This is a genomic window from Streptosporangium sp. NPDC002721 (genome assembly GCF_042888905.1).
Lineage (GTDB): Bacteria > Actinomycetota > Actinomycetes > Streptosporangiales > Streptosporangiaceae > Streptosporangium.
Genome location: NZ_JBIAQI010000015.1, coordinates 184,469 through 208,187, shown reverse-complemented (window position 1 = coordinate 208,187; position 23,719 = coordinate 184,469). Strand labels below are relative to the sequence as shown.

Annotated in this window: 17 protein-coding genes, 1 tRNA gene and 1 pseudogene; 7 read left to right on the top strand and 12 right to left on the bottom strand. The window is 70.7% G+C overall.

All coding sequences use genetic code 11. From position 1 onward, the window contains the following. From ACFYWM_RS23005 to ACFYWM_RS22995, 3 genes and pseudogenes are all read right to left on the bottom strand, one after another. Window positions 1-222: pseudogene (locus tag ACFYWM_RS23005) on the bottom strand (hypothetical protein); the annotation flags it as partial. 981 nt (window positions 223-1,203) lie between these two features. Next, window positions 1,204-2,070: a DUF6597 domain-containing transcriptional factor gene (locus ACFYWM_RS23000; RefSeq protein WP_389917481.1), complete on the bottom strand. Its 867-nt coding sequence runs from the start codon at window positions 2,068-2,070 to the stop codon at window positions 1,204-1,206. Between the two features lie 69 nt (window positions 2,071-2,139). Next, window positions 2,140-3,912, bottom strand: a complete 1,773-nt coding sequence (locus ACFYWM_RS22995) for an asparagine synthase-related protein (RefSeq protein WP_389917480.1) — start codon at window positions 3,910-3,912, stop codon at window positions 2,140-2,142. A 65-nt stretch (window positions 3,913-3,977) separates the two neighbouring features. Here ACFYWM_RS22995 and ACFYWM_RS22990 point away from each other — a divergent pair, with 65 nt between their 5' ends. From ACFYWM_RS22990 to ACFYWM_RS22980, 3 genes are all read left to right on the top strand, one after another. Continuing rightward, on the top strand, window positions 3,978-4,511 hold the full coding sequence (locus ACFYWM_RS22990) for a TIGR03086 family metal-binding protein (RefSeq protein WP_389917479.1): 534 nt from the start codon (window positions 3,978-3,980) through the stop codon (window positions 4,509-4,511). A gap of 107 nt (window positions 4,512-4,618) precedes the next feature. Further along, window positions 4,619-6,169, top strand: coding sequence for a von Willebrand factor type A domain-containing protein (locus ACFYWM_RS22985; RefSeq protein WP_389917478.1), 1,551 nt, complete (start codon window positions 4,619-4,621; stop codon window positions 6,167-6,169). Between the two features lie 352 nt (window positions 6,170-6,521). Beyond that, window positions 6,522-6,594: transfer RNA gene (locus tag ACFYWM_RS22980), tRNA-Ala, on the top strand. A gap of 282 nt (window positions 6,595-6,876) precedes the next feature. Here the strand turns inward: ACFYWM_RS22980 and ACFYWM_RS22975 are convergent. Both ACFYWM_RS22975 and ACFYWM_RS22970 read right to left on the bottom strand, forming a co-directional pair. Continuing rightward, complete coding sequence (locus tag ACFYWM_RS22975) at window positions 6,877-10,518, bottom strand: CARDB domain-containing protein (protein ID WP_389917477.1); 3,642 nt, start codon at window positions 10,516-10,518, stop codon at window positions 6,877-6,879. A 454-nt stretch (window positions 10,519-10,972) separates the two neighbouring features. After that, on the bottom strand, window positions 10,973-12,709 hold the full coding sequence (locus ACFYWM_RS22970) for an ABC transporter family substrate-binding protein (protein ID WP_389917476.1): 1,737 nt from the start codon (window positions 12,707-12,709) through the stop codon (window positions 10,973-10,975). 268 nt (window positions 12,710-12,977) lie between these two features. Here ACFYWM_RS22970 and ACFYWM_RS22965 point away from each other — a divergent pair, with 268 nt between their 5' ends. After that, on the top strand, window positions 12,978-14,300 hold the full coding sequence (locus ACFYWM_RS22965; protein ID WP_389917475.1) for an MFS transporter: 1,323 nt from the start codon (window positions 12,978-12,980) through the stop codon (window positions 14,298-14,300). A 67-nt stretch (window positions 14,301-14,367) separates the two neighbouring features. Then, window positions 14,368-15,060, top strand: a complete 693-nt coding sequence (locus ACFYWM_RS22960; RefSeq protein WP_389917474.1) for a peptidyl-tRNA hydrolase — start codon at window positions 14,368-14,370, stop codon at window positions 15,058-15,060. Window positions 15,061-15,169: 109 nt separating this feature from the next. Here ACFYWM_RS22960 and ACFYWM_RS22955 read toward each other — a convergent pair whose 3' ends face one another. Both ACFYWM_RS22955 and ACFYWM_RS22950 read right to left on the bottom strand, forming a co-directional pair. Beyond that, on the bottom strand, window positions 15,170-16,180 hold the full coding sequence (locus ACFYWM_RS22955) for a DUF3616 domain-containing protein (RefSeq protein ID WP_389917473.1): 1,011 nt from the start codon (window positions 16,178-16,180) through the stop codon (window positions 15,170-15,172). A gap of 131 nt (window positions 16,181-16,311) precedes the next feature. Beyond that, on the bottom strand, window positions 16,312-16,464 hold the full coding sequence (locus tag ACFYWM_RS22950; RefSeq protein WP_389917472.1) for a hypothetical protein: 153 nt from the start codon (window positions 16,462-16,464) through the stop codon (window positions 16,312-16,314). On the opposite strand from ACFYWM_RS22950, the gene ACFYWM_RS22945 reads away from it, so the two are divergent. Continuing rightward, a complete protein-coding gene (locus tag ACFYWM_RS22945; protein ID WP_389917471.1) occupies window positions 16,454-17,320 on the top strand; it encodes a hypothetical protein in 867 nt (288 codons plus the stop codon). The two genes, ACFYWM_RS22950 and ACFYWM_RS22945, sit on opposite strands and share 11 nt — an antisense overlap. A 248-nt stretch (window positions 17,321-17,568) precedes the next feature. Next, window positions 17,569-19,578, top strand: coding sequence for an ATP-dependent zinc metalloprotease FtsH (gene ftsH, locus ACFYWM_RS22940; RefSeq protein ID WP_389917470.1), 2,010 nt, complete (start codon window positions 17,569-17,571; stop codon window positions 19,576-19,578). Window positions 19,579-19,841: 263 nt separating this feature from the next. Here ftsH and ACFYWM_RS22935 read toward each other — a convergent pair whose 3' ends face one another. The 5 genes from ACFYWM_RS22935 to ACFYWM_RS22915 form a co-directional block, all read right to left on the bottom strand. Continuing rightward, a complete protein-coding gene (locus ACFYWM_RS22935) occupies window positions 19,842-21,131 on the bottom strand; it encodes a hypothetical protein (RefSeq protein WP_389917469.1) in 1,290 nt (429 codons plus the stop codon). 104 nt (window positions 21,132-21,235) lie between these two features. Then, on the bottom strand, window positions 21,236-21,583 hold the full coding sequence (locus ACFYWM_RS22930) for a hypothetical protein (protein ID WP_389917468.1): 348 nt from the start codon (window positions 21,581-21,583) through the stop codon (window positions 21,236-21,238). A gap of 18 nt (window positions 21,584-21,601) precedes the next feature. After that, window positions 21,602-22,135, bottom strand: a complete 534-nt coding sequence (locus tag ACFYWM_RS22925; RefSeq protein ID WP_389917467.1) for a hypothetical protein — start codon at window positions 22,133-22,135, stop codon at window positions 21,602-21,604. Between the two features lie 9 nt (window positions 22,136-22,144). Next, the gene (locus ACFYWM_RS22920; protein ID WP_389917466.1) at window positions 22,145-23,200 is read right to left on the bottom strand and encodes a tetratricopeptide repeat protein; all 1,056 of its coding nucleotides are present in this window, start codon (window positions 23,198-23,200) and stop codon (window positions 22,145-22,147) included. A 118-nt stretch (window positions 23,201-23,318) separates the two neighbouring features. Further along, window positions 23,319-23,546 (bottom strand): hypothetical protein, encoded by a 228-nt coding sequence (locus ACFYWM_RS22915; protein ID WP_389917465.1) that lies wholly within the window; start codon window positions 23,544-23,546, stop codon window positions 23,319-23,321. Window positions 23,547-23,719: the final 173 nt, after the last annotated feature.

Below are 23,719 nucleotides of genomic sequence, written 5' to 3'. Positions count from 1 at the left end.
CGCCTGCGGGTCCGGCTGGTCCTTCCGGTCCGGGTGCGCCGTCGGCGCCTGCGGGTCCGGCTGGTCCTTCCGGTCCGGGTGCGCCGTCGGCGCCTGCGGGTCCGGCTGGTCCTTCCGGTCCGGGTGCGCCGTCGGCGCCTGCGGGTCCGGCTGGTCCTTCCGGTCCGGGTGCGCCGTCGGCGCCTGCGGGTCCGGCTGGTCCTTCCGGTCCGGGTGCGCCATCGGCGCCTGCGGGGCCGGCTGGTCCCTCGGGTCCGGGTGCGCCGTCGGCGCCTGCGGGTCCCTCGGGTCCGGCTGGGCCTTCCGGTCCTGCCGGGCCCTCGGGTCCTTCGGGGCCTACAGGTCCTGCCGGTCCGCGTGCGCCGTTGGAGCCGTTGGCTCCGGCTGGGCCTGCGGGGCCTCGTGGGCCCCTCGGGCCCGCTGGGCCGGGTGGGCCCTGAACTCCGTCGGGGATCCTGCAAAGGAAGGTGGGTAGACCCAGCCACCTGCACAGCGGGATGAAAGCCGCGTCGTCCGCGGTCGGTCGCAACCCGTTATGGATGATCGTGCCGGTGGTCACGACATCCCTGGTGCGGATCACGGTGGGCAGAGAGATGAAGTTCGTACAAATGCTGGAAAGCATCACAGGGCAGGGGTCGCCCGAGATGCTTCCGATGGGTCGAATTTGGTCGTGGCGAGCTCGTGCCGATATCTGAAGTTGCGAATCGGCTGAAACCGGGACAGGGGAGTGCAAAAGAAGGACGGCCCCGGCGAGCGCGCCGCCCGCAAGGGTCCGTTTCATGAAAGTAGACACGTGCGTTGTCTCTCCCCTCCTATTGACGAGAAACGCCGAACGGCCATTCTTGGGGAGCCTGGGGGATAGGCTGGAGAACTGTGTCTGGAATCTGGAATGGAAGCTTGATGGAGGGTTCGCGTTTCTTTACTTTCCGTGAATTTGGGTGTCTATATAAAATCTTAATGCCGCTATTGTCCAGATTAGTCGGATAAGTGGACCACGCCGAGATAAAGGGTAAATTACGCTAAGGGCTTGTTTCGCACTAAAATTGTGCGGCCGGATCCAGCCCCCGGGTTCGGTGCTCGGATCCGTCCGAGGCTCACACGGCCGGACGGTGCCCGAGCGCGGAAGACCCGCCGGCGAACACTGGTGGACACCGGCGGACACCGGGAAGACGCGCATCGCCCAGGTGAGGCGACGGTGAAAGGTCATCCCGCCAGGCGGCGGGCGTACGCGGTGGGGGGCATGCCGATCACGGCGGTGAAGTCGCGGGTGAAGTGGGACTGGTCGCTGTAGCCGAGATCGGCGGCCAGCCGCGACCAGTCGGTGGCGGGACCGGCCCGCTCGGCGGCCTCGTGGATGCGGTAGCGACGGATCACCCATTTGGGGGAGACGCCGACGTAGTCGCTGAACAACCGCTGCAGATGCCTGACGCTCAGCCCGTGCAGGGCGGCCAGGTCGTCGACGCGGACGATGGCCGGGTCGGCGAGCACGCTCGCGACGAGGTCCGCCGCCCGCTCGGCGACGGGGTCGCGGGCGGGCAGCCGCGCGAGCAGGAATCCCTCCAGCGCCCGCAGGGCCTCCTCGTCGGAGGCGGACAGTACGGCCGGAAGCACCGCGTCGGCGTCCGGCCCGAAGAGCTGGGAGGCCGGGGCGAAGAGGTCGGTGATCGTGGAGAGCGGGGCGCCCAGGAAGGGCCGGAAACCGGCGGGCCGGAAGCGGCTGCCGACCACGACCCCGGTGCCGGTCAGGACCTCCAGGTAGTCACCGGTGATGACCCCGGCCACGCGGGAACCGTGCTCGTGGAAGACCAGGTTCACCGACGGATGGGACACGATCCGCTGCTCGTACGGTTCGTCCAGCTCCCAGCGGACGATCCAGTGGTGCTCGACGAAGGGGGCCAGGGCCGGGTGGCACGCGTGGCGCCCGTAGCGGAACCGGGCCGCCCCGAAGTTCAGGATGCCCCGGGTGTCGTCGGCGGGCGCCCCCGCACCACCGCCGGCACCCCTTTCCACGCCGGTGCTCGCCGCAGCGGTGCGGGAGGCGTCCGCCCCGGAACCGGGCGGACGGTTCACAACGTTCACCACGGGCTCGCAACGCTCACCACGGGCTCACAACCTTCACGACGGGCACACACAACGGACTCACGACGGGATGGGGATGTGGACCCTCGGCAGGCCCTCCGGCTCCTTGCCCGGATAGTCGCCTCCCAGCATGGTGGCCACGGTGTAGAGGTGCCAGGCCTGGTTGGGCTTCTTCAGGACGGGCTCGGCGAACAGCTTGCGTACCTCGTCGGGCTTGACGACGGGCGCCAGCAGGTCCAGGCGGCCGAGGACGTGGTCGCGGATCAGGCCGGTCAGCTCCTCGCCGGGGCTGGTCCGCCAGTTCCAGCCACCGCCGCCGGTCTTCGGAGCGGTCAGCACCCGCGGTTTGCGCTGCCAGGGGTAGTAACGCCTCCCGACGCTGAACCGCCACGGCTTGCCCTCGACCGGGATGTCCCTGAGCGCGGGGGCCAGGACGCCGAGCAGCTCGTAGATGACCTCCTCCGACAGCCGCCAGGTCTGGTCGAGGCCCAGCGCGGCGCGGACCACCCGGTTGTCGAGGAACGGCCAGATCTGGTCGCCCCTGCGCAGCGAGCCCGCCCGCGCCCCCGCGTGCCAGCGGCCGACCTTGTAGGAGATGTACATGTGGTCGAGCGCCTCCAGCGGAGCCCGCTCCCGCCAGGGCCCGGCCAGCTCGCGGGCGTGCTCGTTGGCCTCCTCGGTGAACAGTGCCGGGTCCCGCAGGAAGGTCACGTCCACCCGGCGGCGCAGCGCCTTCTCCGTCAGGTCGGTCTGGAGCAGCAGCAGGCCCCCCGCCCGCAGGATCTCCCCGCTCTGCCCCGACATGGTTGGTTTGGCGCTGTAGGGGAGGTAGCCGACGATCGACTCGTACGCCGACGTCATGCCTTCGCAGGCGCGCAGCGTCTCGTAGGCCCGCGCGAGGGGGTGCTCGACGACGATCGCGTCCTTCTTCTCGGCGCGGGCCGGGGGGATGACGGTGTGCTCGACGCGGAGCGCGCGGGCGATCCGCCCGGCGATGATCACGTCGGGGTGGGTGTCCAGGCCGTTGGTGGTCGCGCGCAGCGGGATGCCCGCCGCGTGCAGTGTCGCGGCGATCAGGCGGCTGTCCCTGCCGCCGGTGAGGGCGAGGTTCACCGGCTCCCCGGCCGCGCGCAGCGGCTCCACCGTCGCCAGCAGCGCGCTCGCCAGCTCGCCGACCAGCTCCTTCTTCCCCCTGCGCGACGTGGGCGCGGGTACGGCGGAGGGGAGCGGGGTCGTGGCGATCGTACGGCGGCCGCCCCTGACGGTCACCGACGAGGACGGAGGCAGCGCGCTCACCTCGCGGTAGGGCGTCTCGTCGGACAGGAAGTATCCCTGCCTGATCATCGACTGCAGCGCGAGCACGTCCCACTCGACCCGGTCGCCGCCGCCCGCGAGGTGGACCAGCAGCGCCCGGCTGCCGATCACGTGCACGTCGGGGGTCTCGGCGTAGTACACCGGGCAGACCCGGTGGATCGCGGTGGCGGCCGACAGCTCGTCCTCGGTCGCCCGGAACGCCGAGAAGCACCCGCCGACGGCCTCGGTGTCCAGGGTCGGCATCGCCGCCAGCAGGTTCACGTCGCCCGGCGCGGCCAGGTAGCCGTTCACCCCGGTCACCCGGTCGTGCCCGGTCTCCAGCAGGGGAGGCTGCCGGGAGTCGTCGGGCTCGTTGGTCCAGGCGAACACGGAGACGCCCGGCCGGTGCCACTCCCGGGACCTGATGACCTCGGGGGGTACGGGGAACGCGGTGTCGATGGCGCCCCTGACGGTGTGCAGCATCGCCTCCGGTATACCGGCTCCCGGATGTTTGGCCGCGAGGCCGAGATACACGCGCATGGTGCAGGATCATATGTCGCGTTTTTTCAAGACAGCTGTGAGCCCGGCTCGACAGCATGGCCGTCATGAACGAGATGTTGTCACGCGCCGTCACTGGTGCGGCGGCCGTCGCCCGCGGCGTCCGCGACGACCAGCTGGGCCTGCCCACCCCCTGCGACGGCTTCGACGTGGGGGAGCTGCTCGGCCACCTGGCCTGGACGGCCGCGATGTTCGAGGCGCTGGCCCGCCGCGAGCAGCCGCCGCCGCAGGACGCCGATCACGTCCCCTTCGCGGACCGGGCCGACGCGGTGCTCGCCGCCTGGTCGGCACCGGGAGTGACCGAGGGAACCAGTCCCACGTTGGGGATGCCCATGGCCCTGGTGCTCCAGATGGTGCTGGGCGACATGGCGATCCACGGCTGGGACCTCGCCAGGGCCACCGGTCAGGACTACGCGGTGGACACCGCGACCGGCGAGGCCGTGGCCGCCTTCGTCGCCGGGATGGCGCCGCGGGGACGGCGGATGGGGGTCTTCGGGGAGGAGGTGCCCGTGGCGGCGGACGCCCCGCCGTTCGAGCGGGCGCTCGGGCTCAGCGGGCGGGACCCGGCGTGGGGACGCTGAAACCCCGATCACGCGCCGAACACGGTTTGCGCTCGCTTGGGTCAAGCTCCCGGCGGACCGGAGGGAGCCGTCGTCGTAGGGGATGACACGCATCCCCAGGAGGCGACATGAAGTCACGCCCGCTCGCCATTGCTCTCGCCGTACTCGCCCTGTTCGCCCTGATGTTCACCGCCGCCTGCGGCGGTTCGGGCACCGCTGAACAAGCCGGCCAGCCAATGCCCGAGTCCGGCAAGGCGGTCCCGTCCATGCCCCCGGACGGACGTTCGTCCGAGGCCGAGGAGGACACCGCGGAGACCGAGGCCCGCGCCACCACCGGGAGCGACGACTCCAAGACCGAGGCCCCCCGGCGGCGCGACACCTCCGCCGAGCAGATATCCACCTTCGCCCTCGACGTGGACACCGCCTCGTACGGCTACAGCAAACGGATCCTCAACGAGGGCAGGTTGCCGGAGGCGAGCCAGGTCAGGCCGGAGGAGTTCGTCAACTCCTTCAGGCAGGACTACGCCGAGCCCAAGGACGACGGTTTCACCGTGCACATGGACGGCGCCCGTACGCCGGGGAACGGCACCGCGCTGCTCCGCGTCGGCCTGCAGACCCGCCGGGCGAGCGCGGAGGCGCGGCGCCCGGCGAACCTCACCTTCGTGGTGGACGTGTCCGGCTCGATGAGCGAGTCCGGCAGGCTCGACCTGGTCAGGGAGGCCCTGCACAAGCTCGTCGACCAGCTCGGGCCCGGCGACCACGTCTCCCTCGTGGCCTTCAGCGACGAGGCGGAGGTCGTCCTCTCCATGACCCCCGCGACCGACAAGGAGAAGCTCCACGCCGCCGTCGAACGCCTCGCCGTCCAGGGGTCGACGAACCTGGAGGCGGGACTGACCAGCGGTTACGGCGAGGCCGCGACGGGTTTCAGGCCGGTGGCCGTCAACCGCGTCATCCTGCTCTCCGACGGCCTGGCCAACACCGGGGACACCACCTGGCAGGGCATCCTCGAGCGGGTCGCGGAGGCCGCGGGCAGGAAGATCACCCTGCTGTGCGTCGGTGTCGGCCGCGACTACGGGGACGAGCTGATGGAGCAGCTCGCCGACAACGGCGACGGTGCCGCGGTCTACGTCAGCTCCGTCGACGACGCGCGCAAGGTCTTCGTCGAGCAGCTCGCCACCAACCTCGACCTGCGCGCCCGCGACGCCAAGGCGCAGGTCGTGTTCAACCCCTCGGCGGTGGAGTCCTACCGGCTGATCGGCTACGAGAACCGGCAGATCGCGACCGAGGACTTCCGCGACGACGGCAAGGACGGCGGCGAGATCGGTCCCGGCCACTCAGTGACGGCGCTGTACGAGGTCCGGCTGCGCGGCGGGGCGTCGGGGCAGCTGGCCACCGCCACCGTGCGCTGGCAGGACCCCGACACCCGCGACCCCTCGGAGGCCGCCCGTTCCCTGGAGGCGGGTGACCTGGCGGCCTCGCCGTGGGAGGGGTCCACGCCGAGGTTCCAGGTCGACGTGGTGGCCGCGGGCTTCGCGGAGTATCTCCGCACCGGGGAGGGAATCGCCGGAGCCGAGCCCGGTGACCTCGCCGCCCACGCCACCCGCCTGGCCGCCTCCACCGAGGACCCGGCGGTGACCGAGCTCGCCGGGCTGATCGAGAAGGCCGCGTCGCTCCGGTAGGCGTCCGCGCCCGAGTCACTCCAGCGGGCGCCCGTGCCCGTGCCGGTCCGGCCGGTGTTCGTGTCCGTGCCGGTCCAGCGGGCACCCGTGCCAGTGCCGGTCCGGCCGGTGTTCGCACCCGCGCCCGTGCCGGTCCGGCCGGTGTTCGTGCCTGTGCCGGTCCGGAGGGCACCCGCGCCGCCCGTACGCGCGCACCATGATCGGGTGGGCCGGTTCCCCGTGAGCCGGCCCCCTGGGGTCCGTGCCGCCGGCCGGATCCTGGGCGGGGTCGCGGCGGTTACAGGGTGCGGGGTGATTTCCTATACACTGGCGTGGTCGCCGGGCCGGGCCCGGGGACATCGGTTACACCCGAGGGGCTATGGCGCAGCTGGTAGCGCGCCTCCATGGCATGGAGGAGGTCTGGGGTTCGAATCCCCATAGCTCCACTTCGGTGACAGGGCCTCGGATCTTTCGATCCGGGGCCTTTGTGCTTCCCGTCAGGGGCTTCGGCGGTCGGGGTCCGCAGGTGTGAAGCCCGCTCCCGGCGGGCCCCTTCGCCGTTCGTCCGGAAAGATCGCGGTGCGCCGTCGTGGCCGGTGGGATTCGCCGGGACGGACGCGACCGGCCGTGCGCGTGCCTCCGGGGGTTCCCCGGGAGCACGCGCACGGCCGGTCTTCTCTCGGGCTCCGGCCCCCGGGTGAGGGGGCCGGAGCGTCCTGCCGGAAGGGTTACTGGCCGGTGATCACGAAGGTCGTTCCCGGCTGCCTCACGATGTTGCCGTCGGCCGAGTTCGTGATGGTCACGTTCGACAGGACCGCGTTGCCGCGGGCGCCGCTCATGGCCAGGATCCCGGCTCCGTTGTTGGACTTGTCGATCTTCACGTTGGTGATCGCGACGTTCGGCATGTTGCCGCCGCCCGTCTTGAACTGGATGCCGTCGTAGGTCGAGTCGGAGATCTCGGTGTCGCGGATGGTGACACCGGTGATGTCACTGCCCTGCGGGAACAACGTGATCGCGCCGAACTCCTGGTCCTCGTTCCAGAAGGCGCCACCCGTGCGGTACAGCCCGTTGTTGGCGAGCAGCGTGGTCCCCGAGAAGGGCAGGGGGCTGTGGTCGGTCGCCAGCATGATGCCCGGGTAGTTCATGGTGTCGTAGATCAGGTTGTTCTCGGCGGAGTTGTCGTAGCCGCCGTAGATCGCGATGCCGTTCGCCCGCCAGGGCAGCTGGATGGTGTTGTTGACGAAGTGATTGTCGTGCGTGTTGTCGACGACCCGGTCCTTCACCGCCTGGTTGGCCCAGATCGCGAGGGCGTCGTCACCGGTGTTGCGGAACGAGGAGTTGAACACCCGCGAGTTCCGCGTGCCGTTGGTGAAGTTGATGCCGTCGGCGTAGGTGTTGCGGATGCGCATGCCGCTGAACAGCAGGTTGTCGCCGGGACCCCACAGGGCCGGGATGTTGTCGTAGTCGCGGCCGACCCAGGCGCCCACGTTGGCGTGCTCGATCCACACGTTGGTGATCCTGGTGTTCTCGCCGAACCGGCCGTTCAGGCCCACGCCGCCCTCGTCGTTGCCGTCCCCGCCGCGGATGCGGCCCGAGCCGAAGATGGCGATGTCGGAGATCTGGGTGTTGCTGTCGATGTCGAAGCCGAAGTTGCCCTCGTGCGGGTGGTTGATGCCGCCCACCACGTCCTGCGGCTCGGTCAGGGTGTACAGCTGGGAGTGCCACATGCCCGCGCCGCGGATGTTGACGTTGCTGATGCCCACCTGGTTCCACTGACCCCGGTTCAGCGGGTCGTCGGTGAGGATCTTCTGCTCCTGGCGCCACTGGCCCGCCGGGATCCACACGCAGCTGATGACGCCGTTCTGGTCGTCCGTCACCGCCCGCTGGATGGCGGCCGTGTCGTCGAGACCGTCGTTGGGCACCGCGCCGTAGTTCGTGATCGAGGTGCAACCGGCCGGCTGGCTCGTCGGCGGCGCGACCTGCTCCAGGTCGATCAGGTCGATGACGTAGAACGAGGCCGTGTCGCCCGCGTCACGCTGCAGCTTGAACTTGGTGCCGGCCGGGTAGCTCTGCGAGAGCAGCGCGTTCGACTCGTCGAACAACCTCCGGGCGTCGGCCTGGGGGGTGTTCGACAGCGCCTCGGGGCCGTCGGTGTTGCCGTACAGCCAGCTGTGGCGCGACGAGAGGGTCAGCTTCCTGGAGAAGGTGCCGTTGATGTAGAGGCTGATGGTGGCCTCGATGCCGCCGCCGCCCGCCGCGTCCGGGATGGAGTTGCGGACCACGATCGAGTTGGCGGGGCTGGTCGAGGTGAACTCGACGAACTGCCCGGTGCTGTTCAGCCGCACCGACTTGCGGCCCGAGGACTCGGTGGCGAAGTTGGTGTGCCCGAAGGTGCGCAGCGCGTCGGTCTCCAGCAGGGTGCCCTGGTAGGTGGCGGCCTCGGCCTCGTACTCGACGTACGGGACGGCCGCGCCGCGCCCGACCACGATCGACTGCGAGAACGTGTTGTTGTTCTCGTTCGTCTCGGTGACGGTGTTGGTCGCGTCGGCGGTGGCGGTGATGGTGGCGCCGCCGCTGGTGGCGGTCCAGCTCCCGCTGACGGCCACGTTGGCCGTCGCGCCCGCCGCGATCGACGCGGTGTTGCCGTTGAGCGTGGTGCCGCCCACCACGACGCGGGTGACCGTGGTCGCGCCCGTCGCGGAGGTCCCCCGGTTCCTCACCGCGACGGTGAAGGTGACCGGCGCGCCGACGGCCGGGTTCGGCGGGTTGGAGGTGACGCTGAGAACCTGCAGGTCGGGGCCGGGGGCCTGCGAGACCACCAGCGGCGACGAGGCGGTGAGGGTGTTGTTGCCCTCGTTCTGCTCGAAGACCGAGTTGTCCGCGTCGACCCTGGCGCTGACCGTGTAGCTGCCCTCGCCCCGGGTGCCGATGTTGTGGGTCACCGTGGCGGTGGCGCCGGTGGCCAGGGCGGGGATCGCGACGGTACCGGCGAGGGTGCCGTCGAGGTTGAGGTTCACGCTGTCCGCCGGGGAGGCGGCGTTGCCCGCGTTCCTGACCGTGGCCGACAGCGTGATCGCGCTTGCCTCGCTCGGGGACGCCGGGGTCCACGAGAGGTTCGTGACCGTGAGGTCGGGGTTCGGCGCGGGGACGCCGATGACCTGGAACTCGGCCACCTGCCCGCCGGGCGCGCCGCTGTTGCCGGTGAACCTCAGCTGCACGTCGGCGACGCTGGCGTTGAAGGTGATCGTCGCCGTGTTGCCGGAGGCCGGGTTGAACGTGTAGTTCTGCGCCGACACCAGGTTGGTGTACCCGGTGGCGTTCTGCTCGCGGCCCAGGACCTGGATGTTCTGCGTACGGGTGCCCCACGCGGAGTCGGGGTTGAGCTTCACCACGACCGAGTTGACGCTCGCGTTGGCGCCGAGCCTGGCGGTCAGCGTGTTCGGGAACGCGCCGGAGTTGGCCTCCCAGTAGGTGGCCAGGTTGTTGTCGTTCGCGTTGGAGGCGACGAAGTTGTGCACGTGGCCCGACGCGACCAGTTCCTTGCCGATCGCCAGGTTGGAACCGGGGTCGCCGGTGCCGTTGCGGGTCACGGAGTTGCTGTTGGCCGACTGGTTGCCCGCCGCGTCCTTGGCCCGCACGAAGTACGTCACGGTCGCCGACGCCGGCTGGTTGTCGGTGTAGGTCAGCACGTTGCCGACGCTGGCCCGCAGCTGGTTGTTGGCGTAGATGTCGTACCCGGTGACGCCCACGTTGTCCGTGGAGGCGTTCCAGGCGAGCCTGACCTGGCCGGTGGCCGGCTGGGTGAAGGAGAGGTTGCCGGGGGCCGACGGGTTCTGGTTGTCACCGCCGGTGGCGGCACCGTAGATCTCGAACTCGGAGATCTGCGCGGCGGGCCAGCCGGTGTTGGCGGTGATGTGAACGCGCCAGTATCGGTGGGTCGCGGCGCCGAAGTCGATCGTGACCGTGTTGCCGGTCGCCGGGTTGAACGTGTAGTTGGCCGATGCCACGACCGTGCTGAAGGTGTTGCCGTCGGCGCCGCCCTGGACCGAGAGCGTCTGGGTGCGGGTCTGCCAGACGGTCGGCGGGGGTAGCTTCAGGACGATCTGGTCGACGCTCGTGGCGGTGCCGAGGTCGATCCGCGCCCACTGCGGGAAGCTGTTGTTGGCGCTCTCCCAGTAGGTGGACTGGTTTCCGTCGTTGACGGCGGACACCGGTTGCCCGCCCGTCGAACTGCTCGCCAGGGTCGCCTTGCCCGGCGACAGGTTGGGTCCGGCCGCGGCGGAGGCCGGGACGACCGACCCCACCAGGAGCAGGCCGGCGGTCGCGACCATGGTCGCCACCAGCCGTAACGGTCTGTACAGCATTCTCATTCGCGCTCTTCTTCTCTCGTCGGGCACGGCAGGGGCCGGGGCGTGAAGGCTGCGCCTTCACCGCACACGTAAATGGGGGGCAGGTGCACGACGCAGTGCATCCCTGGAGAGTTGCGAGGAGTAGCAAGAAAATTAACAAGGATTGCAATATTCTTGCATGACGTTGGCCAAATGTTACATACGTGCTACGGGCACGTCAACGGCTTGGAAGCAGCTTTCTCAACCGGTTCGACGGGAGATGTGACAGGGGGTCAGAACGGCCGTGAACGCCGGGGGCGCTGGGTCACGGGCGCTGGGGCACGGGCACCGGTCGTGAACGCCGGATCACCGGCCCCGGGAAGGGGCCGGGCAGGATCCGGGGAGGATCAGAGGGGGGCCGGTCCGTCGGCGAAGCCCGCGGAAGGGCGGCGTCCCGGCGACCGTACGTGTGCCGCCCGGTGTCAGGCGCGGACCGCTAGGACAGGCGCCACTTGTCCATGTTCCAGGTGATGGTCGACTGCGCGGGGTTGGGGATGACGTTCTGGAGCGTCTCGTCCCACGCGCTGAGGCCGGGGTGCTGGAACAGCGGGATGGTGGCCAGGTCGCTCCAGAGCCGCTTCTCGATCGCGCCGATGATCGGGTCCTGGGCCGCGAGGTCCACGGTCGAGTTCAGCTTCGCGATGAGGCGGTCGACGTGCGCGCTGGAGTAGCAGCCGTTGTTGCTGGCCTTGTAGCGGGCGTCGCACTTCACCGGCGAGGTGAAGTTGGCGGCCCAGTTGCTGACCAGGGCGGAGCCCGACCAGGCGTACAGGGCCACGTCGTAGCCGTTGGCCGGCATCACGGTGCCGAGGAAGTCCTCGGAACCCTTGTCGACGACCTTGAAACCGGCCTTGTTGCAGGAGTCGATGATGAGCTGCACCGCCGCGGTGCGGCGCGGGTTCGGGGTCTGGTAGCCGATGCTGATCTCCAGGCCCGTCCTGCCCGCCTCGCGCAGCAGCGCCCTGGCGCCCGCGATGTCCTGCCGCGTGTACGCGTCCGCGCTGCCGCTGGCCGCGACGACCGCCGCGCTGTTGGCTTGGAAGGGCGCCACGGTGCGGACCTGCAGGGGCTTGGCGGCGGGCGAGACGGGCCCGATCAGGGTGTTGACGATGAGCTGCCTGGGCACGCACCTGGCGAACGCCTCACGCAGCCTCCTGTCCCTGAACGGGCTGGAGTCGAAGTTGAAGTCGAGGTGCTCGTAGGTGTACTTCTCGAAGACGCCGACCTCCACGCCCCGCAGCGACTGCAGCTGCCTGAGCACGTCGGGCCCCGGCTGCGGCTCGACGATCTGGACCTCGCGGTTCTGCAGCGCCTGGGCCTGCTCGTCGAGGGTGATGAAGCGCTCGACGATCGTCGGGGTCGCGGCCGGGGTGCCCCACCACCTGTCGTTGGCGACCAGGGTCAGCCGCTGCCCGGCGTCGAGCTTGGAGAGCTTGTACGGCCCCGAGGACGGGATCAGCTCGGCGTCGGGCAGCCTGCCCTCGGAGACCCAGCCGTCGTTGAAGAACGTGATGCCCTTCTCGATCCTCTTCGAGTCGCCCTTCTTGATCGCGGCGATGAAGTCGGCCTCGGACAGGCCGTCCTGCTTGGCGACCACGTGGGCGGGCATCATCTCGGTCGCGCCCGGACCCCCGGCCACCCAGTCCGCGAACGGCTTGTCGTAGACCAGCGTGAACTGCCTGCCGCCCTTCTCGCACCCGGGAACCCGGGTGTCCCGCAGGCCGGTGGTGTCGGCGGAGGCGAAGCCCCTGACCTTGCCGGACCGGAAGGCCCACCACAGCATCACGTCGTCGCAGTCGATCGGGACGCCGTCCGACCAGACCGCCTTGTCGCTGATGGTGTACCTGACGCTCAGCGGGTCGTCGGAGATCTTCTCGTACGTCCCGAAGTCCTTGTCGGGGGTGATCGCGCCCTTGTCGCCGTAGAACCAGAAGCCCGTCAGCACCCGCTGCAGGGGGGCGGCGTTGCGGGTGGCGTTCTCCGAGGTGGTGTTGTTGTTGTAGGAGTGGAACTCCTGCTCGTACGCGTAGGTGATGGTCTCGCTCGGCGGGGCCGACTCCGAGCCGGAGGCGGTGGGGTCGTCCGCCGGGCCGGTGTCCGCGCAGGCGCCGAGCAGGAGCGCGCCGCTCGCCAGCAGCGCCAGGAACCTTCCCGGCCTTCGTGCGTGGAACACGGCACCCCCTTCGGTCACCCGGCCCCGGCCTGCCCCCGTCCGGCCGGGCGGGATCCGGACGGGCGTCGCGTCTCTCGTGACCATGCCGGATGCGAGTCCCTCAAATGAGGAGAATAGAAAAAACATAACCCTTGAGCGAATTTACCCAATATGTGAGATGGCCGTCTCACGAGTCCGAGTCACGAGACATGGTTCTGGCCTGATTCTTGCGGTTATTGGCACTCGGGCCACTCGTCGGCCGGAGCGCCGCCCCTCGATTATGGAGCGCATGACAACGACCCCTCGGCAGCCCGAACGCGGGCTGCACCGGGCCTGGATCGTGGCGGGTGTCGCGTTCGTGGCCATTCTCGGGGCGGCAGGTTTCCGGGCGACGCCCGGCGTGCTGATCACACCGCTCCAGGAGGAGTTCGGCTGGTCCCGGGGCACGATCTCGCTGGCCGTCTCGGTCAACCTCATGCTCTACGGGCTGACCGCGCCCTTCGCCGCCGCCCTCATGGACCGCTTCGGCATGCGCAGGGTGGTGACGTACGCCCTGCTGCTGGTCGCCGCGGGCAGCGGGTTGACCATCCTGATGAACGCCCCCTGGCAGCTCATCCTCTGCTGGGGTGTGCTGGTCGGCCTCGGCACCGGCTCGATGGCCCTGGTCTTCGCCGCCACCCTCACCGAACGCTGGTTCGTCCGCCACCGCGGCCTCGTCACCGGCGTGCTCACGGCGGGCGGCGCCACCGGGCAGCTCGTCTTCCTGCCCGTCCTCGCCCACCTGGCGGCGGACAGCGGCTGGCGGTCGGCCGCCGTCACGGTCGCCGTCGCCGCCCTCGTCGTGGTCCCCCTGGTCTGGTTCCTGCTGCGTGACCGGCCCGAGGACGTGGGCACCACCGCCCTGGGCGCCGATCCCGCCGCGCCCCCGGTCGCCCGCCCGGCGCGGGCCGGGGGTGCCGCCTCGCGCGCCCTCGGCGTGTTGTGGAGCGCGGCGCGTACGCGTCCCTTCTGGCTGCTCGCCGGCGGGTTCGCGATCTGCGGGATGAGCACCAACGGCCTGGTGGGCACCCACTTCATCCCCGCGGCCCACGACCACGGCATGGCCGAGCCGGTCGCCGCGGGGCTGCTCGCCCTGATCGGGATCTTCGACGTGGTCGGCACCGTCGCGTCCGGCTGGCTGAGTGACAAGGTCGACTCGCGCGTCCTCCTCGGCGTCTACTACGGGCTGCGCGGCCTGTCGCTGATGGCGTTGCCCGGCCTGTTCGGGGCCACCGCCGAGCCCAGCATGCTCGTCTTCATCATCTTCTACGGCCTCGACTGGGTGGCCACGGTCCCGCCGACCGTCGCTCTGTGCCGCCAGATCTACGGCCCGGACGGGGCCGTGGTGTTCGGCTGGGTCTTCGCCTCCCACCAGGTCGGCGCCGCGATCGCCGCGGTCGCCGCGGGGGTCACCCGCGACCACTTCGGCGCCTACGACCTCGCCTGGTACGCCGCGGGTCTCCTCTGCCTCGCCGCCGCCGTCATGTCGATCGTCATCGCCAGGAAGGCCGTCACCCTGAGGCCCGGCCCGGGGGAGGCCACCGCGAAGGAGCAGGCATCCTTGAAGGCGTGAGAGAACGAGGCGGACGAGCCGCGGGCCACGGAACCGGATCCGACACGCGGCGGCCGGGGGGGATCGCATGACCGGCGTAGGGGACGGCAGGGACCTGGACAGGAGGGTCCTCCCGCTCGTGGTGCGGATCGAGCGCTCCGCGCCGCCCGAGCGGACCGACGCCCTGGAGGCGGCGGCCCTGGCCGTGCTGGCACTGCTCGACGACCCGCGCGCCCTCGACGGCGGTGAGTGGGCCGAGGCCGTGGGGGCCTGGGACGGCAGCCGGTTCAGGAAGGTCGTCCGGCGGGCGCGCGGGGCGGAGTGGCGCCGGGTGCTCGACCTGCCCGGCGTCACCGTCACCTCGGGCACCGCCGAGGTCCGCGTCCACCCGCCGGTACCGCTGGACGGCTGGCCCAGGGACCTCTCCAGGCTCCAGGTGTCCGGCACCGAACTCGCCGACTCCCGCGAGCCCGGACCGCCCGGGGACGTGGTGCTGTGGCTCAACCCGGGGCTGACGATGTCGGCGGGCAAGGCCATGGCCCAGGCGGGGCACGCCGTCCAGCTGGCCTGGCACGCGAGCGGGAACGACGCCAGGCGGGCGTGGCGGGACAAGGGCCTGGCGGTCTCGGTGAGGACCGCCGATCCCGCCGCGTGGGCCGGGCTGGTCGCCTCGGGCCTGCCGGTGGTCAGGGACGCGGGGTTCACCGAGATCGAGCCCGGCTCCCGCACGGTCGTCGCGGACGTCCCGTGGCTGCGCGGGGGCGTCCCGTTCCGCGGGTGAACGGTCAAGGGACGGCCGGTGGCCCGGTTCCGGGAGCGAGCGGTCAGCCGGGTGTCTGATTCCGAGGGGTGAGCGGTCAGCCGGGCGTCCGGTTCCGGGGCAGGAGCGGTCAGCCGGGCATCCTGACGATGTCGGCGAGTACGCCGCCCTCGGGGGTGAGACGCGCCTGCGAGGGGCTGTCGTGGACCACCAGGAGGCGCTCGCCGTCAAGGACGGTGATCCCTTCCGGGTGGTCGTTCCCGTTCCCGTGCGGCAGGTCGCCGACGAGGTCCAGCTCGTGCCGTACCGACGGCTCGTCCTCCGGATCCCAGCGCAGCACCCGGACCGGGCCGTCCAGGCTCATGGTCGGCCCGGCGAGGATCAGCATCCCGCCCCGGTGCGGGCACATGTCGCGGACGCCGAGCCCGCCGAGGTTCAGGAAGTGCGTCCGGTACGGCCTGCCGTCGATGGGGGCGAGCCTCAGGCTGCCGGGACGCCGGGGGTCGCTCTCCGGCCGGATCTCCAGCATCGCGGCCCAGCCGCGCAGCACCGGGCCGCGCAGGCCGACGAACAGGCGGCCGTCGAGCACGGCGATGCCCTCGATGTCCAGCCCGTTGTCCTTGCTGGGAATCGTCACGAAGGGCGCGAGGTGCGGGTCGTCCGCCAGCAGGTCGGCCAGGTTCCGGCCGGGACCGGCCAGGATCTCCGCCCTGCGGGAGCCGTCCTCGCGGACCGGGGTGGCGCCGACGAGCGGCAGGCGTACGAGGATGTAGCGGTTGTCCTCGCGTACCACACTGCCGAGGCGGCGACGGGCCTTGTGCGACGTGTGCCCCTTCTTGACCCGCCTGCGCTTGAGGCTGTGCGACCCGATCGCCCAGAGCCAGCCGTCCGCCCGGCCCAGGCCCTCGATGTCGGCCTCCTCGTCGCGCCCGGCGGGCAGGTCCACGAAGTCGGCGAGGTGGAAGGTGCGCTGGTCGTCGAAGCGCCCCGCGCGGAACGCCAGATGCTCGACCGTGGCGGTCTCGTCACCGGCCAGCCAGAGGCCCAGCGCGTCGGTGCGTACGGCCGACAGGTTGGTGTGCGTCCTCGCCTCGCGCGAGGAGACGTCGAACCTGAGCTCCACCTGGCGTTCCACGAACATCCTGGAATCATCGCAGGGTATTTCGCACAAGGGTGAGGAAGGTACTCGTTCCCGAAGTGTGATGGGGATCCCGCACGGGAAAACCGGATTTGTCGTACGCTCCCGATCGTGCTCGATGGGTTGGGTGGGACTCAGGGGACCCGGGAGACGGGTCCCGCGCCGACATACGTGACCGCGGAGGCGGCCACGTCGGAGATGCCGAGAGTCGTGGCGGAGAGCCCCCCGAAGCCACTGGACTCCCCCGTGAAGCGGTCCCGCATCGGCGACCTGCCGATGCGTGTCATCTACCGCTTCCTGGCCGTGGGCCTCGCGGTGATCCTGGCCGCGGTCGCCGCGGTCGTCGGCTTCGTCTCCTCGAGCTCCCCAGATCAACCGGGCGAGGGAAAGACGGGGCAGATCGCCGCGCCATCTGCCGCGCCACCCTCGCCCGGTCCAGGGTCGGCGGAACCGTCCGTCCCGGCGACTCCCACGGCGGAGCCGGCTGCCTCCGCGTCGGTGTCCCCCTCCGCGTCGGCGTCCTCCTCGGACGACCCCGACGAGACGGCCGCTCCCTCCTCGGCGCCCGACGGCTCGGAGCCGGCGCCCGACCGCAGCGCCGTCGTCGCGGCCCTCGCCGATCCCCGGGTGCCGAACCTGCCGCGTGACAAGCGGCTCGGCCGCCTCTCCGGCAAGGCGGACAAGAGCAAGCGACGCGTACAGGACGGCAAGTCCGGCGTGTCGCTGGTCCGCCTGGGCAAGCCCTGGAAGGTCTTCGGCGCGTCGCCGTTCTCCACCAAGCAGGTGCTGCCGAAGGCGAAGGGGACCGCTCACCGGGGGATGCTCGTGAGCTGCCCGGTGCCGATCCTGGTGCAGAAGGAGTCCAAGGACACCGCGGTGCTGGCCGCCCGGTGGACGCTCAACCACCACCCCAAGGGCGGCAAGATCACCTGGACCGCCTCGCAGCCGATCAAGAACGGCTGGCTGCTCGCCTACCGGGTGAAGTACAAGACGAAGGGCAAGGCGCGTTCCTCCATGGCCGCCGTCGCCGTGACCGAGATCCCCGGCGCCAAGCCCGCGATGCTCTTCGCGACGATCCCCGACGTCCAGAGCAAGTACTGGCGCGCCATCAACACCGCGGTCTCCTCCCTCAAGGTGAAGTGACAGATTGAAGTGAGCCCCACCTGGGCAGGAATCGCCTTGTCCGTGTGACCTGGTGAAACTCGGGGGAATTTCACAGCCGGACACTCCGCCGCCGCACGCGCGACGACCTCCCGCCCGCTCGCCGGGCGCGGGGCCGGGCTCTTCGCGGGGGCGGCCCCGGTTTGAGGGCCCGGACTGAGCCGGGCGTCCCGGACGCGCCTCCGGGACGCCCGTCCAAGCAGGCTCCCCCGAGTCGTCGAGGGGGAGTGGTGAACCGACCGGCGTCCCGGGAGCGCGAGGGGAGCGGCCCCGACACGCCCGGCAACGGGAGCGGGTCCAAGCCCTGGCGGTCCGAGGGCCTGCCCGACGGCGACGGGGCGCCCACCCCGCGCCGCCCGAGGTTCAACTGGGTGCGCTTCCTGATGACCATGGCCGTCGTCTACGCCACCTTCTTCATCGTCTCCTCGTTCTTCGAGGAGCCCACCGAGCCGGTCTCCTACACCCAGTTCACCGAGCAGGTCCGGGCGGGGAACGTCAAGGACGTCTACGCCACGGGCACGTCGATCGAGGGCACCCTCAGGAAGCCCGCCCGCGACCCCGACAGCGGCGACGTCACGTACGACAGGTTCTCCACGGAGCTGCCGGTGTTCGCCGACCGGGCGGGGCTCTACCAGCAGCTTCTCGCGACGAAGGTGAACATCAGGGCCGAGCCCGTCGGCGGGAACCTCCTGTCGAACCTCCTGCTGTCCCTGGTCCCGGTCCTGCTGCTGGCCGGCCTGTGGATCTGGTTCGTACGGCGCGCGGCGTCCGGCGCGATGGGCGGCGGGATGGGCGGCCTCGGAGGGCTCGGCGGCCTCGGCAGGTCCAAGGCGGCCAAGCCGGTGGAACCGGCCAAGGTGCGGGTCGACTTCGACGACGTCGCGGGCATCGACGAGGTCGAGAACGAGGTCGCCGAGGTGGTCGACTACCTCAAGGACCCCGACAAGTACCGGAGGCTGGGGGCGAAACTGCCCAAGGGCGTGCTGCTCGCCGGGCCGCCCGGCACCGGCAAGACCCTCCTGGCCCGCGCCGTGGCGGGGGAGGCCGACGTGCCCTTCTTCTCGGCGAGCGCCTCGGAGTTCATCGAGATGATCGTGGGGGTCGGGGCCTCGCGGGTGCGCGAGCTGTTCGACGAGGCCCGCAAGGTCGCGCCGTCGATCATCTTCATCGACGAGATCGACGCGATCGGCAGGGTGCGGGGCGGCAGCACCATCGGCGGCCACGACGAGCGCGAGCAGACCCTGAACCAGATCCTCACCGAGATGGACGGCTTCACCGGCTCCGAGGGCGTCATCGTGATCGCCGCCTCCAACCGGGCGGAGGTCCTCGACCCGGCGCTGCTGCGTCCCGGCCGCTTCGACCGTACCGTCGTGGTGTCCGCGCCGGACGCCGAGGGGCGGCTGGCGATCCTGCGCGTGCACAGCCGGGGCGTGCCGCTCGCCGACGACGTGGACCTGGAACGGCTCGCCAGGACCACCCCCGGCATGACGGGCGCCGACCTGGCCAACCTGATCAACGAGGCCGCGCTGCTCGCCGCCAAGCGGGGCAACGACAGGGTCCGGGCCCCCGACTTCGCCGACGCGCTGGAGAAGATCCTGCTCGGCGCGGCCCGCGCCGTCGTGATCCCGCAGGACGAGCGGAGGCGCACCGCGTACCACGAGGCGGGCCACGCGCTGCTCGGCATGCTCCAGCCGGGCGCCGACCCGGTGCGGAAGGTCTCGATCATCCCGCGCGGGCGGGCGCTCGGCGTCACGCTCTCCACGCCCGACACCGACCGGTACGCCTACGACGAGAAGTACCTGCGCGACCGGATCATCGGGGCCCTCGGCGGCATGGCGGCCGAGCAGGTCGTCTACGGCGTGGTCACCACCGGCTCGGAGAACGACCTGGAGCAGGTCACCGTGATCGCCCGCGGCATGGTCGGCCGCTGGGGCATGTCCGCCAGGATCGGCCCGCTGACCGTCCTGCCCGCCGCCGACGGTAGCCCCGCCGCCGCCCCGGACACCCTCGCCACGGTGGACCAGGAGGTACGGCGCATCGTGGACGAGTGCTACGAGGTCGCCCGGTCCGTCCTGGAGGAGCACCGCAGCCGCCTGGACGGCATCGCCGAGGCCCTGCTGGAGAACGAGACCCTGGCCGAGGCGGAGGCCTACGCCGCCGCCGGGCTCCCGGTGAACATCGCCCCCGGGCTGCCCTCCTCGGAACCGCCCCCGCAACTCCCGCCCCCGCCGCACGCCTGACCTCCGGGCACCCGTCGTGGACCGGACCTTCGTCGCGAAGCAGGTGTCTGTCGCGGAGGAGGGGGTGGCCCCGTTCCCCGAAACGTTGACGTGTCGAGGTCGTTCGGGTCGCCTGGAGAGGGCCGGACCCGTCTCCCACGGCGGTGACGGTCAGTGACCGTCTCCAGGCCGGAAGACGGCGTCGCTTCAGCCGTCGAGGGAGGCGGAACCGGTGACCTCGTCGGTTTCGGCGCCCGTGGAGCACAGGCCGGGGCCGAGGCCGTTCACAACCCCGACACATGCCCGGCCGCCGTCTCGGAACCTCCGTCGTTGTCCTGCGCCGCGGGTTCTCCGGTTGTCAGACCGGCCCCATCGGAGTGCGGCTGGTCGGCCACAGCTTGCGCCGGTCCGCCGTGATCCTGGATCGCTCCGGTTTGTGATGGCTGCGTCGGCCCCTGGCCGCCATGGACATGGTCCGACCCGCCGGATGGCGCAGCTCCGGTCTCAAGCTGAGATACGGGCAACGGGTGCCATACGCCGTCAGACGACTGGTAGGCGGCCGAGACCACATCCACGGTTCCGGCCTGGCCGCCGTCACCCACCGCCCCATCGTGCACGGGGAGCGGATGCCACGCGCCGTCATGCCCCAGGAACCAGGCCGCGTTCAGCTCGACCCCCGGCGTGCCGCCACCGCTGTCGGCCGGGGGAGGCACGCCGGGCGGAACGGGATGCCAGGACCCGGCGGCGTCCTGTGTCCATTCCAGGTTGACCACGCTCTGGCCGCCCGGGATCACATGGCCGTCAGGACCGACGGGATGCCAGGTGCCCTCCGGTCCACGCCATCCCGACCCCGCGGTGCCTGCCGATTCACCCGCTGATATGTGATGCCAGGCACCGGCGGCATCCCGGTAGCCACCCTCCGTGTGCGTGATCGCGCCGGGGACCGGTGTCGAGGAGATCGCGTGCCAGGCGCTTCCCCGTTCGTACCACCATCCGCCCTGGAACTCGACGATCCCGTGCGGCGCCAAGGGGGGTGAGGCGTGGTGCTGCTGGTGGTGCTCCGTGTGCGGCCTGGCCAGGTCCGGCAGTACATGGAGCGGCGGCGCGACGTCGGAGGGCAGGGTGAACGAGGCCTCGTCAGTGCCCCCGTGGGTCGCCCGGAAGAGGAGGTCGCCGAGGTCGTGGGCGATGTTACGGCCGGTGGCCGCCTCGATTCCCTTGATCGCCGTGGTGCCCACGCCGTACCCCGCCAGCCCGGCACCGACCAACACGCCGGCCTGGGTGGTGACGTCGAGCAGGCCCATCGTGGCGGAGTAGATCCCGGCGAGTCCTGTCGCGGCGGTGGTGGTTCCGTCGAACACCTGCTCGCTGTTGTCGTTACCCAGCCCCGCCCCGGTCTTCACAGCGCCGTTCCAGGTGTCGCGCGCCCCGGCGAACAGGCCGTACCCACTGAGCACCTGGTTCAGCGGCGAGAACGCGAACGGACCGTTGGACCCCAGGCCGTGGGCGTTGACGCCAACCTTCTCGAAATCGGTGTTCATGAGAAAGTTGGGCACCGCGAAGACGTTGACCACGTGCTGGAGGGCGTCATCGGCTCTGTGGGCCGCGTCGTCGAGGCCACGCAGGCGGTCCGCGGCCTCGTGCAGCGCGTCCCGGAGAGCCTGCGGCAGGAGATCCGTCATGACCGCGTGAACAGGCTGGACCGGGCGACGGTGTCGCCTGGTTCGGGCCGCGGCGGGGCGGATGCCAGTGCGAGGTCCAGCTCGGCGGCCAGGATGGCCGCCGCGTGGGCGTACGGTCGGGGTTCGAACGCCAAGGGGTCGGACTCCCGCCTCGCCGCCAGCTCGATCCAGGTCGCGAACGCCTCGGCCAGCGGCCGCTCAGCGGGCTCCGGCCGCAGTTCGCCGGCCTGCTCCACGAGCGCGGCGATCAGCTTTCCGCGCAGGCCGGAGCCCGGCGGCTGGGGTGGAACCGCTTGGACGACCTGCACCACCGAGATCGCGGCACGCACCACATCGACGATCATCTCGGCCTCCCGGCCTGCTCAGGACGCCGGGACCCGGACCTCGCCGAGGACCAGGTCACGTCCGTCCGGCCAATGGAAATCGTGCAGGGTGACGGTGAGGCGGGACGCTCTCGGTGAGGTGTCCCACACCACGAACACGATTTTGCTGCGCTGGTCGAGCGGCGGGTCTCCGTCCCCGCCGCCCTGGAACGGCACCGCCTCGAGCTCACTGCCACTCTCCTTGTCGCTGATGCGGTAGATCATCAGGGAGGCGAACCGCCGCTCCTCCCGGGTGACGTACGCGGTGATGGTGATCGACGGCCTGGTCCTCCCCATCCACCTGCTGACCGTGCGCCTGGTCCGCTCCACCGTGAACCGCCAGCCGTGTCCGTGGACCGTCCAGGGCGGTGGTCCGGACGCGTTCTTTCTGATCGGCTTGTCCGGCGCCGTGAACGGCAGTCCGGGCAGGCCGAGGTCGGGAAGGGCCGACCCGTCGAGGTCGACCCGGGGGACGACCAGCGCGGCCACGATCAGCGCGGCGATCACGAGGTTGGCGCGGGCGAATAAGCGCATCCGCCCGTCCTAGAAGAGGATCTTCTTCATGGCGCGCCGCTCGCGCACGACCGGCCCCTGCAGTTCGTCGTAGAGCTTGTCGACCTTGCCGGGCCGGCCGAGCCCCGCGAGGACGATCGACTCCTTCTCCGTTCCGAGCATGTAGGTCAGCTCCAGCGAGGCGGTGTTCGTCAGGTAGGAGGAAAGGGTGCGGACATAACGAACCCGGGTGATCGAGGCATATAGAATCGCCTGCTTGGTCCGGTCCTTCACGCCTTCGGCCACGTCGACGCGGCGCTGATAGAAGACGTACGAGGTCATTCTGGCGGAGACGACGGCGGTGACCCAGGCCGCCACGGCGTACAGCCCGAGCGCCACGACGAGCAGCGGCATCCGCAGCACGGAGACGGAGAGTGCCAGCGCCGTGGCCACGAGCGGCGTGAGCACGAGGTGCCGCGTCTGTGTCCTGGTCGACCACACTTCCTCGCCGATGTCGTAGACACCCCGCTCGTCCAGATCGGTGGCCATGGTCCGGTACGGCGTGACCCCCGCGGAGACCGTGCGGGTGTACTCCAGGGCGGCGGCATGCTCGGAGTCGGCCGGGAGCACGACCTCGTGCGGTGTGGCGGGCGCCGGAGGCGGCGGCTCGGGAGCGACGACCGCGGCGGTCACCGGAGGCGGCGGGTCCGGGGCGACGACCTTCCGCGAAGGTCGGCCTGCCGCCGCCCCGCCGTCCGCTCGGCAGGCCTCCAGACGATGGCGCACGTCCTTCACCACGTCCCTGGCCAGCGACTGGCGGAAGGCGGCCGCGGCCTCGTCGGGCCTGCCCTGCTCCTGAAGCGCCACTCCCAGCTCGTAGGCGGCCAGGTGGTGCGTGGGCTCGGACGCCACCACCGCGCCCAGGTGCCGCTCCGCCTCACGCCACTCGCCCAACTCGTTCAGGCACACGCCCAGCGAGTACCTGCAGACTCGATGGTCGGGGAACTCGGCGACGACCTCCAGGAGCACGTCCCGGGCCTCGGAGGTATGTCCCGCTTGGTACAAGGCCAGCGCCCGACTGAATGCTTCGTCACCCTGTGTCGACATTTGTCCGTCCTCCGTCGCATGGGGTTCGAGCCGGAACCCTCCAGACCGCGGCACCTTCATGGCCGCTGGCTCACCGGCATGCCGAGCCGGCCGGCCGGCTGCCGGGATCGTCCGCCCCTCAGCGGTGGGGCAACTGCGGGTACACCACGAGGAGGAAGGCGACGAGGGCCACGACGGCAAGGACGACCTGCGTCCCGAGGCTCAGGTCGTCCGAGTCGCTGTCGCGACGGGCATGCCGTTCTTCGCGGTCGCGTCTACGCGACGACTCGTCGGTGGAACGCCGGACCATTTCCCGCTGATGGTCTATCCGCCGCGAGCTCTCCCGCTGGTAGTCATCAAAAGGCATCTGCTCACTCCTCCTGGGATGCGCCGCCTGTAGTCAGGCTGACACGAAACGTCATCAATTGGTAGTGGTCGGGCTGGCAGTTATCGAGGTGCGGCCCCCGATTCGACGAACTCGCTCTTCGAGACCGTCTCCACGTCGTTGCCGTCGACGATCGGATGCCCCAGCCTTTGAGC

Excerpts from the sequence above, each read along its gene's own strand:
- ACFYWM_RS22920 (WP_389917466.1), bottom strand. The coding sequence starts at position 23,200 with ATGTCGACACAGGGTGACGAAGCATTCAGTCGGGCGCTGGCCTTGTAC.
- ACFYWM_RS22965 (WP_389917475.1), top strand. The coding sequence starts at position 12,978 with ATGACAACGACCCCTCGGCAGCCCGAACGCGGGCTGCACCGGGCCTGG.
- ACFYWM_RS22930 (WP_389917468.1), bottom strand. The coding sequence starts at position 21,583 with ATGATCGTCGATGTGGTGCGTGCCGCGATCTCGGTGGTGCAGGTCGTC.
- ACFYWM_RS22990 (WP_389917479.1), top strand. The coding sequence starts at position 3,978 with ATGAACGAGATGTTGTCACGCGCCGTCACTGGTGCGGCGGCCGTCGCC.
- ACFYWM_RS22960 (WP_389917474.1), top strand. The coding sequence starts at position 14,368 with ATGACCGGCGTAGGGGACGGCAGGGACCTGGACAGGAGGGTCCTCCCG.
- ACFYWM_RS22945 (WP_389917471.1), top strand. The coding sequence starts at position 16,454 with ATGCGTGTCATCTACCGCTTCCTGGCCGTGGGCCTCGCGGTGATCCTG.
- ACFYWM_RS22985 (WP_389917478.1), top strand. The coding sequence starts at position 4,619 with ATGAAGTCACGCCCGCTCGCCATTGCTCTCGCCGTACTCGCCCTGTTC.
- ACFYWM_RS22955 (WP_389917473.1), bottom strand. The coding sequence starts at position 16,180 with ATGTTCGTGGAACGCCAGGTGGAGCTCAGGTTCGACGTCTCCTCGCGC.
- ACFYWM_RS22925 (WP_389917467.1), bottom strand. The coding sequence starts at position 22,135 with ATGCGCTTATTCGCCCGCGCCAACCTCGTGATCGCCGCGCTGATCGTG.
- ACFYWM_RS22950 (WP_389917472.1), bottom strand. The coding sequence starts at position 16,464 with ATGACACGCATCGGCAGGTCGCCGATGCGGGACCGCTTCACGGGGGAG.
- ACFYWM_RS22915 (WP_389917465.1), bottom strand. The coding sequence starts at position 23,546 with ATGCCTTTTGATGACTACCAGCGGGAGAGCTCGCGGCGGATAGACCAT.
- ACFYWM_RS22975 (WP_389917477.1), bottom strand. The coding sequence starts at position 10,518 with ATGAGAATGCTGTACAGACCGTTACGGCTGGTGGCGACCATGGTCGCG.
- ACFYWM_RS22995 (WP_389917480.1), bottom strand. The coding sequence starts at position 3,912 with ATGCGCGTGTATCTCGGCCTCGCGGCCAAACATCCGGGAGCCGGTATA.